Genomic DNA, 14,072 nt, shown 5'->3' with positions numbered 1-14,072 from the left:
GGCTGCTGCGGATGGCGGGGCTCGGTCTGGTCGGCGTCGTGCTGTTCGCAGCCGCGGCCACCTGCCTGACCAGCGGCTGCAGCACGCTGGGCTACTACGCGCAGTCGGTCAACGGCCACCTCGCGCTGGTGCAGTCGGCCCGGCCGGTGGACGAGTGGCTCGCCGCGCCCGACACGACCGGGCCGCTGAAGGCGCGCCTGGCGCTCGCGCAGCGCATGCGTGCGTTCGCGGTGCAGGAGCTGAAGCTGCCGGACAACGCGAGCTACCGCCGTTTCGCCGACCTGAAGCGCCCGGCCGCGGTGTGGAACGTGGTGGCCGCGCCGGAGCTGAGCCTGCAGCTGCGCACCTGGTGCTTCCCGCTGGTGGGCTGCGTCGGCTACCGCGGCTACTTCGAGCGCGCACAGGCCGATGCCTTTGCCGCCGGCCTGAAGGCCGAGGGCCTGGAGGTGCTGGTCTACGGCGTGCCGGCCTACTCGACGCTCGGCCGGCTGCCGCGCTTCGACTGGCTGGCCGACCCGCTGCTGAACACCTTCATCGACTACCCCGAGGCCGACCTGGCGCGGCTCATCTTCCACGAGCTGGCGCACCAGGTGGCCTATGCGGGCGACGACACCGAGTTCAACGAGTCCTTCGCGACGGCGGTGGAACGCCTCGGCGGCGAACGCTGGATGCAGGCCCATGCGAGCGAGGCGGCGCGCGAGGAGGCGGCCCGTGCCGATGCGCGGCGGCAGGATTTCCGCGCGCTGACGATGCGCTGGCGCGAGCGCTTCGACGCGCTCTACCGCGGCCCCGGCAGCGAGGCCGAGAAACGCGCCGGCAAGGCGGCGCTGATGACCGAACTGCGCGCCGAGTACGAGGCGATCAAGGCGCAGCGCTGGGGCGGTTACGCCGGCTACGACGGCTGGTTCGCGCGCGCCAACAATGCGGCCTTCGGCGTGTTGGCGGCCTACAACGGCCTCGTGCCGGAGTTCCAGCGCCTGTTCGAGCGCCAGGGGCGCGACTTCGAGCGCTTCTACACTGAGGTGCAGCGCCTGGCCGCGCTGCCCAAGGCCGAGCGCCGCGCCGCGCTGGCGGCACTGCAAGGAGACTGACCCGTGGCCGACATCCGCATCCACCGCAAGCACAAGCTGGGCCTGGAGCAGGCGCGCAAGGTCGCCTGGCAATGGGCCGAGGAGGTGGAGAAGAAGTTCGACATGGAGTGCACGGTGCTGGAGGGCGAGACCAGCGACACGGTCGAGTTCAGGCGCAGCGGCGTGAGCGGCCGGCTGATCGTCGCGCCCGACCACTTCGACCTCGACGCGAAGCTCGGCTTCCTGCTCGGCGCCTTCAGCAGGACGATCGAGGACCAGATCGAGACCGAGCTCGACCGGCTGCTCGCGGCCTCGCCCAAGCCCGCGCGCAAGAAGAAGAGCTGAGCCGCTATTCCTTCAGCGATTCGATCAGGTCGATGTACTCCTGCATCGACTCGTCCGCGCTCTTGCCCTTGACCAGGGCCCAGGCGTCCCACTTGGCGCGGCCCACCATGTCGGTGAAACCCGGGCGCTTGCCCTGCACGTCGCCTTCGGTGGCCTGCTTGAAGAGCGAGTAGATCTTCAGCAGGGTCATGTTGTCGGGCTTCTCGGGCAGCTTCTTCGAGTCCGCCACCGCCTGCTCGAAGCGCTTCTTGAGGTCTGCCATGGAGCGTGTCTCCTGTGGGTGAAAATCGCCATTGACGCTGCGGATGTTACCCAGCATCGTCCGCGCGAACGTAGAGCCGCGCCCCCAGGAGGAGCCCCCGATGGCCGAGACCGCCGAGCGCATGTCGCGCGTGGACACCGCGTGGCTGCGCATGGACAACGACGTCAACCTGATGATGATCGTCGGCGTCTGGATGCTCGAGCCCGGCATCACCCACGCCGCGCTGTGCGAGCGGGTGCAGGACAAGCTGCTGCAGTACGGGCGCTTCCGCCAGAAGGTGGTGCCCGACGCGATGGGCGCCTCGTGGGTGGAAGACGAGCATTTCGACGTGCAGCGCCACGTGGTGCGCGAGGCGCTCGAGCCGCGGCCCGGGCAGTCGAACGTTGACGCGCTGAAGGAGCGTGTCGGCGAGCTCGCCACCACGCCGCTGGACCCGCACCACCCGCTCTGGCAGTTCCACCTGATCGAGCACTACGACGGCGGCAGCGCGATGATCGCGCGGGTGCACCACTGCATCGCCGACGGCATCGCGCTGATCTCGGTGGTGCTGTCGATCACCGACGGCGGCAGCGCGCCGCCGCAGAAGGCGCGCCGCGCCCGGCCCGACGAGGCGCACGAGGAGGACTGGCTGTCCGACGCCGTGCTCAAGCCGCTGACCGACCTGACGATCAAGGCGATCGGCATGTACGGCAGCGGCGTGGCCAAGTCGGTGGAGATGCTCGCCCACCCGCAGCAGCCGCTGCTGGGCTCGCTGGACATGGCGCGCGTGGGCTACCAGGTGATCAGCGACGTGGCTGCGCTCGCGCTGATGCCCGACGACTCGCCCACCTCGCTGAAGGGCCGGCCGATCGGGCGCAAGGTGGTGGCCTGGAGCGAGCCGATGCCGCTGGACCGCGTGAAGGCGGTCGGCAAGGGCCTGGGCTGCTCGATCAACGACGTGCTGCTGGCCTGCGTGGCCGGCGCGATCGGCGTGTACCTGCACGAACGCGGCGAGAGCACCGAGGGGCAGGAGATCCGGGCCATGGTGCCGGTCAACCTGCGCCCGCTCGAGGAGGCCTGGAAGCTGGGCAACCGCTTCGGCCTGGCACCGCTGACGCTGCCCATCGGCATCGACAACCCGGTCGAGCGGGTCTACGCGGTGCGCCGGCGCATGAACGAGCTCAAGGGCAGCTACCAGCCGCTGCTCGCCTTCGCGGTGCTGGCGGTGGCCGGCCTGCTGGTCAAGCCGGTGCAGGATGCGCTGCTCGGCCTGTTCGCCAAGAAGACCACCGCGGTGATGACCAACGTGCCGGGACCCGCCCAGCCGCTGAAGCTGTGCGGGTCCACGCTGAAGCAGAACATGTTCTGGGTGCCGGCCTCGGGCGAGATCGGCATGGGCGTCAGCATCCTCACCTACGCCGGCGGCGTGCAGTTCGGGCTGATCACGGATGCGCAGCTGTGCCCGCATCCGCAGCAGATCATCGACCGCTTCGCGCCGGAGTTCGACAAGCTGCTGCTGCTGACGCTCATGCTGCCCTGGATGTGAGGCCGGCGGCCCGTCACAGCCAGCGGCGCAGCAGCGCGAACTTGAAGCCGCCGCCCTCGTTGGCCTCGCCGGCCTGCAGCAGGCGCACCGTGCTCACGCGCGGGTCGGCCTGCAGCACCACGGCGCGGCCGGAGTCGCTGCGGCCGGCGGAGGCCATCGGCGTGATCGCGAGCCCCTGCGTGCCGAACGTGGTGTCGAGCGCCCCGTCGGCGCCGTAGCGCGCCACCGCGAAGTTGCCGCTGCTGCTGCCGCCTTCGTAGACCCAGCCGCCGGCGAGCAGCTTGCCGTCGGCCTGGCGCACCAGCGCGCTGGCCGCGTCCCAGTTCGTCGCGCTGACCGGCGTGATCACCGTGCCGCCGCTGCCGAATCCGGCGTCGAGGCTGCCGTCGGCGTTCAGCCGGGCGAGCGCGAAGTCGTTCTGGATCTGGCCGGCCAGCACCAGCTTGCCGCCGGCCAGCACCACGGCCTGCGCCGCGCCGATGGTCGAGTGGCCGAACACGCCGGCGACCTTGCCGCCGGTGCCGAAGCCCGCGTCCAGCGCGCCCGAGGCGGTGTAGCGCGCGGCGACGAAATCGCCTTCGCCGCCGACCGCGACGATGCGCTGCTCGGTGCCCACCTTCTGCAGCAACAGGGCATAGGCCGAGTCGCGCGAGCTGTGTGCACGGATCGGCGTGATCACCGTGCCGCCGTTGCCGAAGCCGTTGTCCAGCGCGCCGTTGGCCTGGTAGCGCACGAGCGCGAAATCGACCCCGGTGCTGCTGCTCCCGCGGTCGCTGTCGCCGGCGACGACGATCTTGCCGTCCTCCTGCAGCGCGATCGCGTTGAGGTGGTCGGTCGAGTTGCCCAGCGAGGTGACCACCTTGCCGCCGTTGCCGAAGCTCGGGTCGAGCGTGCCGTCGGCGAGGTAGCGAACGATCGCGAAGTCGATGTCGGTGCCGCTCACGGCCGTCGTGCCGGCGACCAGGATCTTGCCGTCGGGCTGCACCGCCACGGCCTGCGCCATGTCGCTGCCGTTGCCCGCGGCGATCGCGGTGACCACCTTGCCGCCGCTGCCGAAGGTGGTGTCCAGCGTGCCGTCGCGGCCGTGGCGCAGCACCGCGAAGTCGGTGCCTCCGGCGATCGTCGTGGTGCGGCCGACCGTGATCACCTTGCCGTCGGCCTGCACCGCCATCGCGGTGGCGTAGGCCTCGCCGTCGCCCACGGCGACGATCTGCTTGCCGCCGTTGAAGCTGGTGTCGAGCACACCCGGCTCGCCGCCCACCGTGACCGTCAGCGGCTCGGTGTCCTTCAGCTCGCCGGAACTGCCCTCGGCGCTGCCGGCGGTGGGCAGCGAGTGCGGCGCGCCGGCGGCGGCGGCGAGCGTCACCGGCGCGCTCGTGGCGCCGGCGGCGATCATCACCGGCGCGGCGCTCACGCCGGCCGGCAGGTTCTTCAGGCTGACCAGCACCGCGCCGGTGAAGCCGTTGCGACGCGTCACCGTCGCGGTCAGCTCGGCGGTGCGGCCCTGGATCACCAGCGTGCGGTCGGTCGACAGCGTGAGCGTGAAGTCGGCCGGCGGGGGCGGCGGGGCGGGCGTCTGGCCGCCGCCGTTGCCCGGCGCCGGGGTGTCGGATCCGCCGCCGCCGCAGGCGCCGAGCGAGGTCAGCGCGGCCAGCGCGGTCAGGGTGTAGAGCGCGGCGATCGGTGCGCGCGAACGGGTCTGCATCGGGTTCTCCTCGGGTGTGAATGCGATGGGGCGCATTCTTGAAAGCCGGGGAGAACCGGGCATCGCCCGATGGAGCCATCGGCGGGCCAGCACGAAGAGCCAGCCCGGCCCACGGCGCGGGCCGGCGCCCGCCGAGGCTCAGACCTGCTCGACCTCGACCGCGGCGCGCAGCCAGTCCGGCGCCGCGTCGCTGATCACGCGGTCGAGTTCGCCGAGCGGCGCCACGGCACTCGGGGCTACGGCATCGAGCTTGGTGGCATCGGTCAGCAGCATGCGGCGCGCCGCGCCATCGAGCATGGCGCGCTTGATCGCCGCCTCCTGCGGCTCGTGCGCCGTCAGGCCGGCACGCGGGTGCAGCGCGCAGGCGCCGAGGAAGGCGATGTCGGCACGGTGCGCGCGGATGGTCGCCAGCGCCTGCTCGCCGACGAAGATGCGCGGCGCTGGCAGCCACAGCCCGCCGGCCAGCACCAGGCGCACGCGCGGCTCGTCGGCCAGCGCCAGCGCGGCGTCGAGCGAATGGGTGATGACGGTCAGCGGCCGCGGCGCGTCGGGGCGCCTGAGCGCCTCGATCAGCGCCAGCGCCGTGGTGCCGCCGTCGATGAACAGCGTGTCGTTGGCCTGCACGTGGCGCGCGCCGGCCGCGGCGATGGCGCGCTTGGCGCCCGTGGCCACGCCGGCGCGCTGCGCGGTCGGCAGCACCGTGGCGTGCAGCGCGATCGCGCCGCCGTGCGTCTTCTGCACCAGGCCGCGCGCCTCGAGGGCACGCAGGTCGCGCCGCACCGTGTCTTCCGAGACGCCGTAGGCCGCCGCCAGCGCCGCCACCTCGACGCGGCCGCGCTCGCGCAGCGTCTGCGCGATGCGCTGCTGGCGCTCGGCGGCGAATTTCGGGGCGTCTGCCATCGGCGTGGGCGATGCGGGCATGGCGGGAGTGCGGCTTTGTGCAAGAACACGCAAATTACAGCACAATACGGCACATGCAAGCAAATCCATGTTCCACGGCGGCGCTGCCTCAGCCCGCACCGCCCGCCCTGCGGCGCTGGCATCTCTCGGTGCGGGCCCAGTTCGCCGTGCTCGGCCTGGCCATGGGCGCCTGGGGCGCCCAGGTGCCGGCCGCCAAGCTGCATTACGGTCTGGACGAGGGCGAGCTGTCGATCGCGCTGCTGGCCGCCGCGGCCGGCGCGGTGTTGTGCCTGTTCAGCGCCGGCGCGCTGGTGGCGCGCTTCGGCGCTCGCCACTGCGTGCAGCTGGCCGGCACGCTGATGTGCGCCGTGCTGGCGCTGGTGCTGCAGTTCGAGTCCTACGGCGTGCTGCTGGCGCTGATGATGCTGCTGGGCGCCGGCAGCGCGCTGTTCGACGTCTCGATCAACTCCGACGGCAACCACCTCGAGCTGCGCGCCGGCCGCAAGGTGATGAGCGGGCTGCACGCGATGTTCAGCCTGGGCGGCATGGCTGGCGCGCTGCTGGTGGCCGGGCTGTACCGGTTCGGGCTGGCGGCGCCGCTGCAATTGGCCGCGGTGGGGCTGCTGCTCGCACCCTTCGTGCTGTGGTCCTCGCGGCCGATGACCAGCGACCGCGCCGACTCCGACGAGCAGCCCGCGCCGCTGGCCTGGCCGCGCGGCATCCTGCTGTGGATGGGCGCGCTGACGACGCTCGGCATGGTGGCCGAGGGCGCGATGTACGACTGGAGCGCGCTCTACGTGCACCAGGAGCTGCGCACCGATGCGGCGCTCGGCGCGCTCGGCTTCGCCGCGTTCAGCGCGGCGATGGCACTCGGCCGCCTGTTCGGCGACCGGGTGCGCGAGCACTACGCCCCGGTGGCCTTGCTGCGCCGCTCGGGCGCGCTGGCCGCCGCCGGCATGGCGCTGGCGCTGGCGATCGGCACGCCCTGGGCGGCGCTGGCCGGCTTCGTGCTCGTCGGGCTCGGCCTGGCCAACGTGGTGCCGGTGGTGTTCGCCGCGGCCGGGCAGGTGCCCGGCGTGGCGCCGGCGCAGGGGGTGGCGGCGGTGTCGTCGGTGGGCTACCTCGGCTTCATGATCGGCCCGGCGCTGATCGGCGGCCTGGCCCGCGCCACCACGCTGTCGGCCGCGCTGTGGGCGGTGGCGCTGTTCGCGGCGCTGATGGGCCTGGCGGCGCGGCGCGTCCTGCGGGCCTGATCCGGCCCGCGGGCCTGCATGCCCGCAGTCCGTCTCGCGTCCGCGCTCAGTCCTCGAGTTCCGCCTTGGCCATCTCCACGTCGAGGCGCTCCATCGCGTCGGCCGGCTGCACGGCGGCCGCGTCGGCATAGAGCTTCTCGGCCTCCTTCATCTTCTTCTCGCCTTCCAGCATCACCAGGCCGTTGGCGTATTCGATCATCGCGATCGCCGAGCCCGGGTTGAGCTTGAGCGCCTGCTTGTACATCGCCAGGCCGGTGTCCTTGCTCGCGCCCTGGGTGCGGCCGAGCAGCGAGCCGACCTTGTCGATCACCTCGGCGTGGAAGGCGCCCAGCGCGATGTGCGCGTCGGCATGTTTGGGCGCGAGCTTGATGGCGGTCTCGAGCGCCGTCTTGACCTTGCTGCCCAGGCCCTGCGCCAGGGCCTTGGCCACGCTGATGCCCTGGCTGTAGCGGCCCAGCGCGTAGGCCTGCCAGTACCAGGCGTTGGCGTTCTTCGGCTCCTCGGCCTGCTGCGCCTCGGCGCGCGACGAGACCTCAAGGAACAGCGCCAGCTTGTTCTTCTCGCTCTTCTCGAGGTAGTTGGCGTAGATCGCCTGCGCCTTGTTGGCCACCGTGATGCCGGCAGCGCCGGCCTTCAGCCCGGCTTCGCAGGCCTTCTGGAACTCGCCGGCGTGGAACAGCGCCCAGGCGGCGAGCACCTTGTCGTCCTTGGGCAGGGGTTCCACGTCGCCGGCGTGCAGCCGGGCCCAGTGCTTCTTCAGCCCGGCGGCGTCGTAGACGTAGCCGGTGTTGTCGTACGGAAAGGCGGTCCACTTGGCCATCGTCTGTCTCCTGTGTTCTTGTCAGCTGCCCCGGTATTGTCCTGCCAGCGCATGCAGGTGGTCGCGCTGCCCGGGCTCGAGATAGGGTAGCAGCAGGCTCAGCACATGGAAGGCACCGCGCAGCAGCGCCGCGCCGGCGGCCTCGGGCTCGAGCGCGCGGCGCGGGTCGCGCACGTACTCGTAGCTCAGCCAGTAGGTCAGCACCACGGCCATCGCGGTGGCCACCGGCTCCATGTCGCGCGCCTCCATGCGCAGCGCACCACCGCGCGACAGGCCCTGCAGCAGGCCGTGGATGGCCTGGTTCTGGTGCCGCAGCACATGCTGGAAATGCGTCTCGAGGCGTCGGTTCTTCGACAGCAGGTCGTTCAGGTCGCGGTACAGGAAGCGGTAGTGCCAGATCTGCTCGAACAGCATGTGGAAGAACAGCCAGGCGTCCTCCACGTGGCGCACCTGGTCGGCCGCGCGCAGCAGTTCGCCGAGCGACTTCTCGTAGCGGTCGAACAGGCTGTTGATCAGCTCGTCCTTGGCCGGATAGTGGTAGTAGAGGTTGCCGGGGCTGATGTTCAGCTCGGCGGAGATCAGCGTGGTCGAGACGTTCGGCTCGCCGAAGCGATTGAACAGCTCGAGCGTGACCTCCAGGATGCGTTCGGCCGTGCGGCGCGGTTTCTTGGGCGGCGTGGCCATCGTGGAGCGGGATTCTGGCACCAAGGCCCAGGGGTCACGCAGGGGGTGCGCCCTAATCGCAAGCGCCGTCTCCCTACAATCCCGGCCCCATGCCCGCCATCTCGTTCCAGCATGTCTCCAAGTCCTTCCGCAGCGCGCGCGGCGACGTGCAGGCGCTGGACGACGTCAGTTTCGACATCGATCAAGGCGAGTTCTTCGGCCTGCTCGGGCCCAACGGGGCCGGCAAGACCACGCTGATCAGCATCCTGGCCGGCCTGACGCGTGCCAGCGGCGGGCGCGTCGCCGTGCACGGCCACGACGTGGTGAGCGACTACGCCGCCGCGCGCCGCAGCCTGGGCGTGGTGCCGCAGGAACTGGTGTTCGACCCGTTCTTCAGCGTGCGCGAGACGCTGCGCATCCAGAGCGGCTACTTCGGCGTCAAGGCCAGCGACGCCTGGATCGACGAGCTGCTCGCCAACCTCGGCCTGGCCGACAAGGCCGGCGCGAACATGCGCCAGCTCTCCGGCGGCATGAAGCGGCGCGTGCTGGTGGCCCAGGCGCTGGTGCACCGCCCGCCGGTGATCGTGCTCGACGAGCCGACCGCCGGCGTGGACGTGGAACTGCGCCAGACGCTGTGGCAGTTCGTCTCGCGGCTGAACAAGGAAGGCCACACGGTGCTGCTGACCACGCACTACCTCGAGGAGGCCGAGGCGCTGTGCGGCCGCATCGCGATGCTCAAGCAGGGCCGCGTGGTCGCGCTCGACCGCACCTCGGCGCTGCTGGCCGGCACGGCCAGCACCATGCTGCGCTTCAAGACCGACCAGGCGCTGCCGCCCGCGCTACAGGCCCGCTCGCGCGTGACCGGGCGCATCGTGCAGATCACGGCGCACGACGCGGCCGAAGTCGAGGCCATCCTCGCCACCCTGCGCACCGCCGGCTGCACGCCGGAAGACCTGGAGATCGGCCGCGCCGACCTGGAGGACGTGTTCCTCGAGATCATGCGCGGCGAGCATGCGAAGGAGCCGGCATGAGCGCGCCGGGCCGCTCCCAAGTGCGAATCCCGGAGCGCTTTGCGCGGAGGGTAGTCCAGTGAGCGGGCTGTTCGCGGGCACGCGCACCCTGCTCTACAAAGAGGTGCTGCGCTTCTGGAAGGTGGCCTTCCAGACCATCGGCGCGCCGGTGCTCACCGCGGTGCTGTACCTGCTGATCTTCGGCCATGTGCTGGAAGACCACGTGAAGGTCTACGACCAGGTCGGCTACACCAGCTTCCTGATCCCCGGCCTGGTGATGATGAGCGTGCTGCAGAACGCCTTCGCCAACAGCAGCTCGTCGCTGATCCAGAGCAAGATCACCGGCAACCTGGTGTTCCTGCTGCTGACCCCGCTGTCGCACTGGGCCTGGTTCGCGGCCTACGTGGGCGCCTCGATGGTGCGCGCCCTGGTGGTGGGCCTGGGCGTGCTGCTGGCCACCGTGTGGTTCGCGCCGCTGCACCTGGCCGAGCCGGCCTGGATCGTGGTCTTCGCCGTGCTGGGCGCCGGCATGCTGGGTGCACTCGGGCTGATCGCCGGGCTGTGGGCGGAGAAGTTCGACCAGATGGCCGCGTTCCAGAACTTCATCATCATGCCCATGACCTTCCTCTCGGGCGTCTTCTATTCGGTGCATTCGCTGCCCGGCGTCTGGCAGGCGGTGAGCCACCTGAACCCGTTCTTCTACATGATCGACGGCTTCCGGCGCGGCTTCTTCGGCGTGAGCGACGTGTCGCCGTGGACCAGCCTGGCGCTGGTGGGCAGCGCCTTCGTGCTGGTCAGCGCCATCGCCTTGAACCTGCTGCGCGTGGGCTACAAGATCCGCCACTAGAATCCAGCCCATCATGTCCGACCCGACCGCCGCCGACGTCCAGCGCTACATCGCGCAGGGGCTGGCCTGCGAGCACCTCGAGGTCGAAGGCGACGGGCGCCACTTCTTCGCCACCATCGTGTCGGCGGAGTTCGAGGGTGCGAGCCGCGTGCAGCGCCACCAGCGGGTCTACCGGGCCCTGGGCGATAGAATGCGCGAGCAGATCCACGCCCTGTCGATGAAGACGCTGACGCCGGCCGAGTGGGCTTCCCAGCCTGCCGCGGCCCCCACCCACCACCACTGAACCGCGCCGCAGTGTTCACTGCGGCGGCCGGGTTTGCGCGCCCCGCGGGACCCGGCAGCCAGGTGGGCATGGGCCACAGCACCTCATCCTCATGGACAAACTCCTGATCCGCGGCGGACGCCGACTCCACGGCGAGATCGCCATCGCCGGCGCCAAGAACGCCGCGCTGCCCGAGCTCTGTGCCGCGCTGCTGACGGCCGAGCCGGTGACGCTCGAGAACGTGCCGCGCCTGCAGGACGTGGCCACCACGCTGAAGCTGCTGCGCAACATGGGTGCGAGAGCCGAGCGCAGCGAGGCGGCGCCCGAGACGGTGGCCATCGATGCCAGCGGCGTCACCTCGCCGGAGGCGCCGTACGACCTGGTCAAGACCATGCGCGCCTCGATCCTCGTGCTCGGGCCGCTGCTGGCGCGTTTCGGCGAGGCCACGGTGTCGCTGCCCGGCGGCTGCGCGATCGGCTCGCGCCCGGTCGACCAGCACATCAAGGGCCTGCAGGCGATGGGCGCGGAGATCACCGTCGAGCACGGCTACATCCTCGCCAAGGCGAAGCGCCTGAAGGGGGCGCGCATCACGACCGACATGGTCACCGTCACCGGCACCGAGAACCTGCTGATGGCCGCCACGCTGGCCGAGGGCGAGACCATCCTCGAGAACGCCGCGCAGGAGCCGGAGATCCCCGACCTGGCCGAACTGCTGATCAAGATGGGCGCGCGCATCGCCGGCCACGGCACGCACCGCATCCGCATCCAGGGCGTTGAGCGCCTGCACGGCACCACGCACCGCATCGTGCCCGACCGCATCGAGACCGGCACCTTCCTGTGCGCGGTGGCGGCCACCGGGGGTGAACTGCTGCTGCGCGACGCGCGTGCCGATCACCTCGACGCGGTGCTCGAGAAGCTGCGCGAGGCCGGCATGGCGATCGAGACCGGCAGCGACTGGATCCGCCTGAAGAGCAGCGGCCGGCCGAAGGCGGTGAGCTTCCGCACCAGCGAGTACCCGGCCTTCCCGACCGACATGCAGGCGCAGTTCATGGCGCTGGACTGCATTGCCGAGGGTGCGAGCAAGGTCACCGAGACGATCTTCGAGAACCGCTTCATGCACGTCAACGAACTCGTGCGGCTGGGCGCGAACATCGTCGTCGACGGCCACACCGCGCTGGTGCAGGGCGTGCCCAAGCTCTCCGGCGCCACCGTGATGGCCACCGACCTGCGCGCTTCGGCGAGTCTGGTGATCGGCGGCCTGGTGGCCGACGGGCAGACGCTGGTCGACCGCATCTACCACCTCGACCGCGGCTACGACCGCATGGAAGCCAAGCTGCGCGGCATCGGCGCGGACATCGAAAGAATCAAGTGATCACGCTCGCGTTGTCCAAGGGCCGCATCTTCGACGAAACCCTGCCGCTGCTGCAGGCCGCCGGCGTCGAGGTCGCGGAAGATCCGGAGAAGAGTCGCAAGCTGATCATCGGCACCAGCCGCCCGGAACTGCGCATCGTGCTCGTGCGTGCGACCGACGTGCCGACCTACGTGCAGCACGGCGGCGCCGACCTCGGCGTGGTCGGCCTCGACACCCTGCTCGAACACGGCGGCCAGGGCCTGTACCAGCCGCTGGACCTGCAGATCGCCAAGTGCCGCATGAGCGTGGCCGTGCGCGACGACTTCGACTACGCCGCCGCGGTGCGCCAGGGCTCGCGCATCCGCGTGGCCACCAAGTACACCCGCATCGCCAGCGACCATTTCGCCGAGAAGGGCGTGCACGTCGACCTGATCAAGCTCTACGGCTCGATGGAACTGGCGCCGCTGACCGGCCTGGCCGACGCGATCGTCGACCTGGTCTCCACCGGCAGCACCCTGAAGGCGAACAAGCTGGTCGAGGTGGAACGCATCATGGACATCTCCTCGCGCCTGGTGGTCAACCAGGCGGCGCTGAAGCTGCGCCGCGAGCCGATCCGCGCGCTGATCGACGCGTTCTCGTCTGCGGTGGGAGGCTGAGATGGTGCCCCCAAGCTCACTTCGTTCGCTGCCCCCCGCGGGGGCGCAGGCCTCCCTTGGGGTGGCCCGGCGGGAGGCCTGACATGGGCGTGGCCATCCGCGAGCTCTCCACCACCGACGCCGACTTCGAGCCGCGCTTCGCGGCGCTGAAGCACTGGTCCGCCGAGACCGACCGCGAGATCGAAGCGCGGGTCGAGGCGATCCTCGCCGACGTGCGCACGCGCGGCGACGCAGCGGTGCTCGAGTACACGCAGCGCTTCGACGGCGTGCCGGCCGCCTCGGTCGCCGCGCTCGAACTCGGCCGCGACGAACTGTACGCCGCTCTCGCGCAGATCAGCCCGGCCCAGCGCAGCGCACTGCAGGCCGCCGCCGAGCGTGTGCGCGACTACCACCAGCGCCAGCTCGAGGCCTGCGGCCGCGGCTGGAGCTACCGCGACGCCGACGGCACGCTGCTCGGCCAGAAGGTCACGCCGCTGGACCGCGTCGGCATCTACGTGCCCGGCGGCAAGGCGGCCTACCCCTCGAGCGTGCTGATGAACGCGCTGCCGGCCCAGGTGGCCGGCGTGGGCGAGATCGTGATGGTCGTGCCCACGCCGCGCGGCGAGCGCAACCCGCTGGTGCTGGCCGCCGCAGCCGTTGCGGGGGTCGACCGCGCGTTCGCCATCGGCGGGGCACAGGCGGTGGGGGCGCTCGCCTACGGCACGGCCACGGTGCCGGCGGTCGACAAGATCACCGGCCCGGGCAACGCCTACGTCGCGAGCGCGAAGCGGCGCGTGTTCGGCCAGGTCGGCATCGACATGATCGCCGGCCCGAGCGAGATCCTGGTGCTGGCCGACGGCACGACGCCGGCCGACTGGGTGGCCATGGATCTCTTCAGCCAGGCCGAGCACGACGAACTGGCGCAGAGCATCCTGCTCAGCCCGGACGCCGCCTACCTGGCCCGAGTGAAGGCCGAGATCGAGCGCCTGCTGCCCGGCATGCCGCGGCGCGACGTGATCCGAGCCTCGCTGGAGGGCCGCGGCGCGCTGATCCGCACCCGCTCGATGGAGGAGGCCTGCGCCCTCAGCAACCGCATCGCGCCCGAGCACCTCGAGGTGTCGAGCCGCGAGCCGGGCCGCTGGGAGCCGCTGCTCAAGCACGCCGGCGCGATCTTCCTCGGCGCGTTCACGAGCGAGAGCCTGGGCGACTACTGCGCCGGGCCGAACCACGTGCTGCCCACCTCGGGCACCGCGCGCTTCAGCTCGCCGCTGGGCGTGTACGACTTCCAGAAGCGCAGCAGCCTGATCGAGGTGAGCGAGGCCGGCGCGCAGGTGCTGGGCACGATCGCCGCCGAGCTGGCCTATGGCGAAGGGCTGCAGGCGCATGCGCGGGCGGCCGAATTGCGACTGAAAGGAACGACGTGA

At 71.1% G+C, this 14,072-nt stretch carries 15 protein-coding genes; 10 read left to right on the top strand and 5 right to left on the bottom strand.

The window, feature by feature from the left end; translation table 11 throughout:
- Nucleotides 1-11 precede the first annotated feature (11 nt).
- Both D9C15_RS00270 and D9C15_RS00265 read left to right on the top strand, forming a co-directional pair.
- Complete coding sequence (locus D9C15_RS00270; RefSeq protein ID WP_127996087.1) at nt 12-1,091, top strand: aminopeptidase; 1,080 nt, start codon at nt 12-14, stop codon at nt 1,089-1,091.
- A gap of 3 nt (nt 1,092-1,094) precedes the next feature.
- Nucleotides 1,095-1,415 (top strand): polyhydroxyalkanoic acid system family protein, encoded by a 321-nt coding sequence (locus D9C15_RS00265; protein ID WP_127995427.1) that lies wholly within the window; start codon nt 1,095-1,097, stop codon nt 1,413-1,415.
- Nucleotides 1,416-1,419: 4 nt separating this feature from the next.
- On the opposite strand, the gene D9C15_RS00260 is transcribed toward D9C15_RS00265, so the two are convergent.
- Complete coding sequence (locus D9C15_RS00260) at nt 1,420-1,677, bottom strand: acyl-CoA-binding protein (protein ID WP_127995426.1); 258 nt, start codon at nt 1,675-1,677, stop codon at nt 1,420-1,422.
- A gap of 100 nt (nt 1,678-1,777) precedes the next feature.
- On the opposite strand from D9C15_RS00260, the gene D9C15_RS00255 reads away from it, so the two are divergent.
- The gene (locus tag D9C15_RS00255) at nt 1,778-3,202 is read left to right on the top strand and encodes a wax ester/triacylglycerol synthase family O-acyltransferase (RefSeq protein ID WP_127995425.1); all 1,425 of its coding nucleotides are present in this window, start codon (nt 1,778-1,780) and stop codon (nt 3,200-3,202) included.
- Nucleotides 3,203-3,215: 13 nt separating this feature from the next.
- On the opposite strand, the gene D9C15_RS00250 is transcribed toward D9C15_RS00255, so the two are convergent.
- Together D9C15_RS00250 and D9C15_RS00245 are read right to left on the bottom strand one after the other, a co-directional pair.
- Nucleotides 3,216-4,907, bottom strand: a complete 1,692-nt coding sequence (locus D9C15_RS00250) for an NHL repeat-containing protein (RefSeq protein ID WP_127995424.1) — start codon at nt 4,905-4,907, stop codon at nt 3,216-3,218.
- Nucleotides 4,908-5,045: 138 nt separating this feature from the next.
- Nucleotides 5,046-5,828 (bottom strand): DeoR/GlpR family DNA-binding transcription regulator, encoded by a 783-nt coding sequence (locus tag D9C15_RS00245; protein ID WP_164886604.1) that lies wholly within the window; start codon nt 5,826-5,828, stop codon nt 5,046-5,048.
- 53 nt (nt 5,829-5,881) lie between these two features.
- On the opposite strand from D9C15_RS00245, the gene D9C15_RS00240 reads away from it, so the two are divergent.
- On the top strand, nt 5,882-7,060 hold the full coding sequence (locus D9C15_RS00240; protein ID WP_240668237.1) for an MFS transporter: 1,179 nt from the start codon (nt 5,882-5,884) through the stop codon (nt 7,058-7,060).
- 46 nt (nt 7,061-7,106) lie between these two features.
- Here the strand turns inward: D9C15_RS00240 and D9C15_RS00235 are convergent, their stop codons facing one another.
- A complete protein-coding gene (locus D9C15_RS00235) occupies nt 7,107-7,880 on the bottom strand; it encodes a tetratricopeptide repeat protein (protein WP_127995422.1) in 774 nt (257 codons plus the stop codon).
- Between the two features lie 21 nt (nt 7,881-7,901).
- A complete protein-coding gene (locus D9C15_RS00230) occupies nt 7,902-8,564 on the bottom strand; it encodes a TetR/AcrR family transcriptional regulator (RefSeq protein WP_127995421.1) in 663 nt (220 codons plus the stop codon).
- An 89-nt stretch (nt 8,565-8,653) separates the two neighbouring features.
- Here D9C15_RS00230 and D9C15_RS00225 point away from each other — a divergent pair, with 89 nt between their 5' ends.
- The 6 genes from D9C15_RS00225 (at nt 8,654) to hisD (ending at nt 14,072) form a co-directional block, all read left to right on the top strand.
- The gene (locus D9C15_RS00225; RefSeq protein WP_127995420.1) at nt 8,654-9,574 is read left to right on the top strand and encodes an ABC transporter ATP-binding protein; all 921 of its coding nucleotides are present in this window, start codon (nt 8,654-8,656) and stop codon (nt 9,572-9,574) included.
- A gap of 58 nt (nt 9,575-9,632) precedes the next feature.
- Nucleotides 9,633-10,400, top strand: a complete 768-nt coding sequence (locus D9C15_RS00220; protein WP_240668236.1) for an ABC transporter permease — start codon at nt 9,633-9,635, stop codon at nt 10,398-10,400.
- A gap of 13 nt (nt 10,401-10,413) precedes the next feature.
- Nucleotides 10,414-10,683 carry a BolA family protein gene (locus D9C15_RS00215; RefSeq protein ID WP_127995418.1) on the top strand — a complete coding sequence of 90 codons (270 nt, stop codon included), beginning with the start codon at nt 10,414-10,416 and terminating at the stop codon, nt 10,681-10,683.
- A gap of 91 nt (nt 10,684-10,774) precedes the next feature.
- Nucleotides 10,775-12,034: a UDP-N-acetylglucosamine 1-carboxyvinyltransferase gene (gene murA / locus D9C15_RS00210; RefSeq protein WP_127995417.1), complete on the top strand. Its 1,260-nt coding sequence runs from the start codon at nt 10,775-10,777 to the stop codon at nt 12,032-12,034.
- Nucleotides 12,031-12,669 carry an ATP phosphoribosyltransferase gene (hisG, locus tag D9C15_RS00205; RefSeq protein WP_127995416.1) on the top strand — a complete coding sequence of 213 codons (639 nt, stop codon included), beginning with the start codon at nt 12,031-12,033 and terminating at the stop codon, nt 12,667-12,669. The genes murA and hisG overlap by 4 nt, the downstream gene beginning before the upstream one ends.
- 83 nt (nt 12,670-12,752) lie before the next feature.
- On the top strand, nt 12,753-14,072 hold the full coding sequence (hisD, locus tag D9C15_RS00200) for a histidinol dehydrogenase (protein ID WP_127995415.1): 1,320 nt from the start codon (nt 12,753-12,755) through the stop codon (nt 14,070-14,072).

The organism is Piscinibacter defluvii (assembly GCF_004011805.1).
Classification (GTDB): domain Bacteria; phylum Pseudomonadota; class Gammaproteobacteria; order Burkholderiales; family Burkholderiaceae_C; genus Piscinibacter; species Piscinibacter defluvii.
The sequence above is the reverse complement of the archived record's forward strand: the minus strand, read 5'-3'. Positions and strand labels throughout refer to the sequence as shown.

What these genes read in the sequence shown, in the direction of transcription:
- D9C15_RS00270 (WP_127996087.1), top strand. Translation starts at nt 12, where the DNA reads ATGGCGGGGCTCGGTCTGGTCGGCGTCGTGCTGTTCGCAGCCGCGGCC.
- D9C15_RS00260 (WP_127995426.1), bottom strand. Translation starts at nt 1,677, where the DNA reads ATGGCAGACCTCAAGAAGCGCTTCGAGCAGGCGGTGGCGGACTCGAAG.
- D9C15_RS00255 (WP_127995425.1), top strand. Translation starts at nt 1,778, where the DNA reads ATGGCCGAGACCGCCGAGCGCATGTCGCGCGTGGACACCGCGTGGCTG.
- D9C15_RS00250 (WP_127995424.1), bottom strand. Translation starts at nt 4,907, where the DNA reads ATGCAGACCCGTTCGCGCGCACCGATCGCCGCGCTCTACACCCTGACC.
- D9C15_RS00245 (WP_164886604.1), bottom strand. Translation starts at nt 5,828, where the DNA reads ATGCCCGCATCGCCCACGCCGATGGCAGACGCCCCGAAATTCGCCGCC.
- D9C15_RS00240 (WP_240668237.1), top strand. Translation starts at nt 5,882, where the DNA reads ATGCAAGCAAATCCATGTTCCACGGCGGCGCTGCCTCAGCCCGCACCG.
- D9C15_RS00235 (WP_127995422.1), bottom strand. Translation starts at nt 7,880, where the DNA reads ATGGCCAAGTGGACCGCCTTTCCGTACGACAACACCGGCTACGTCTAC.
- D9C15_RS00230 (WP_127995421.1), bottom strand. Translation starts at nt 8,564, where the DNA reads ATGGCCACGCCGCCCAAGAAACCGCGCCGCACGGCCGAACGCATCCTG.
- D9C15_RS00225 (WP_127995420.1), top strand. Translation starts at nt 8,654, where the DNA reads ATGCCCGCCATCTCGTTCCAGCATGTCTCCAAGTCCTTCCGCAGCGCG.
- D9C15_RS00215 (WP_127995418.1), top strand. Translation starts at nt 10,414, where the DNA reads ATGTCCGACCCGACCGCCGCCGACGTCCAGCGCTACATCGCGCAGGGG.
- murA (WP_127995417.1), top strand. Translation starts at nt 10,775, where the DNA reads ATGGACAAACTCCTGATCCGCGGCGGACGCCGACTCCACGGCGAGATC.
- hisD (WP_127995415.1), top strand. Translation starts at nt 12,753, where the DNA reads ATGGGCGTGGCCATCCGCGAGCTCTCCACCACCGACGCCGACTTCGAG.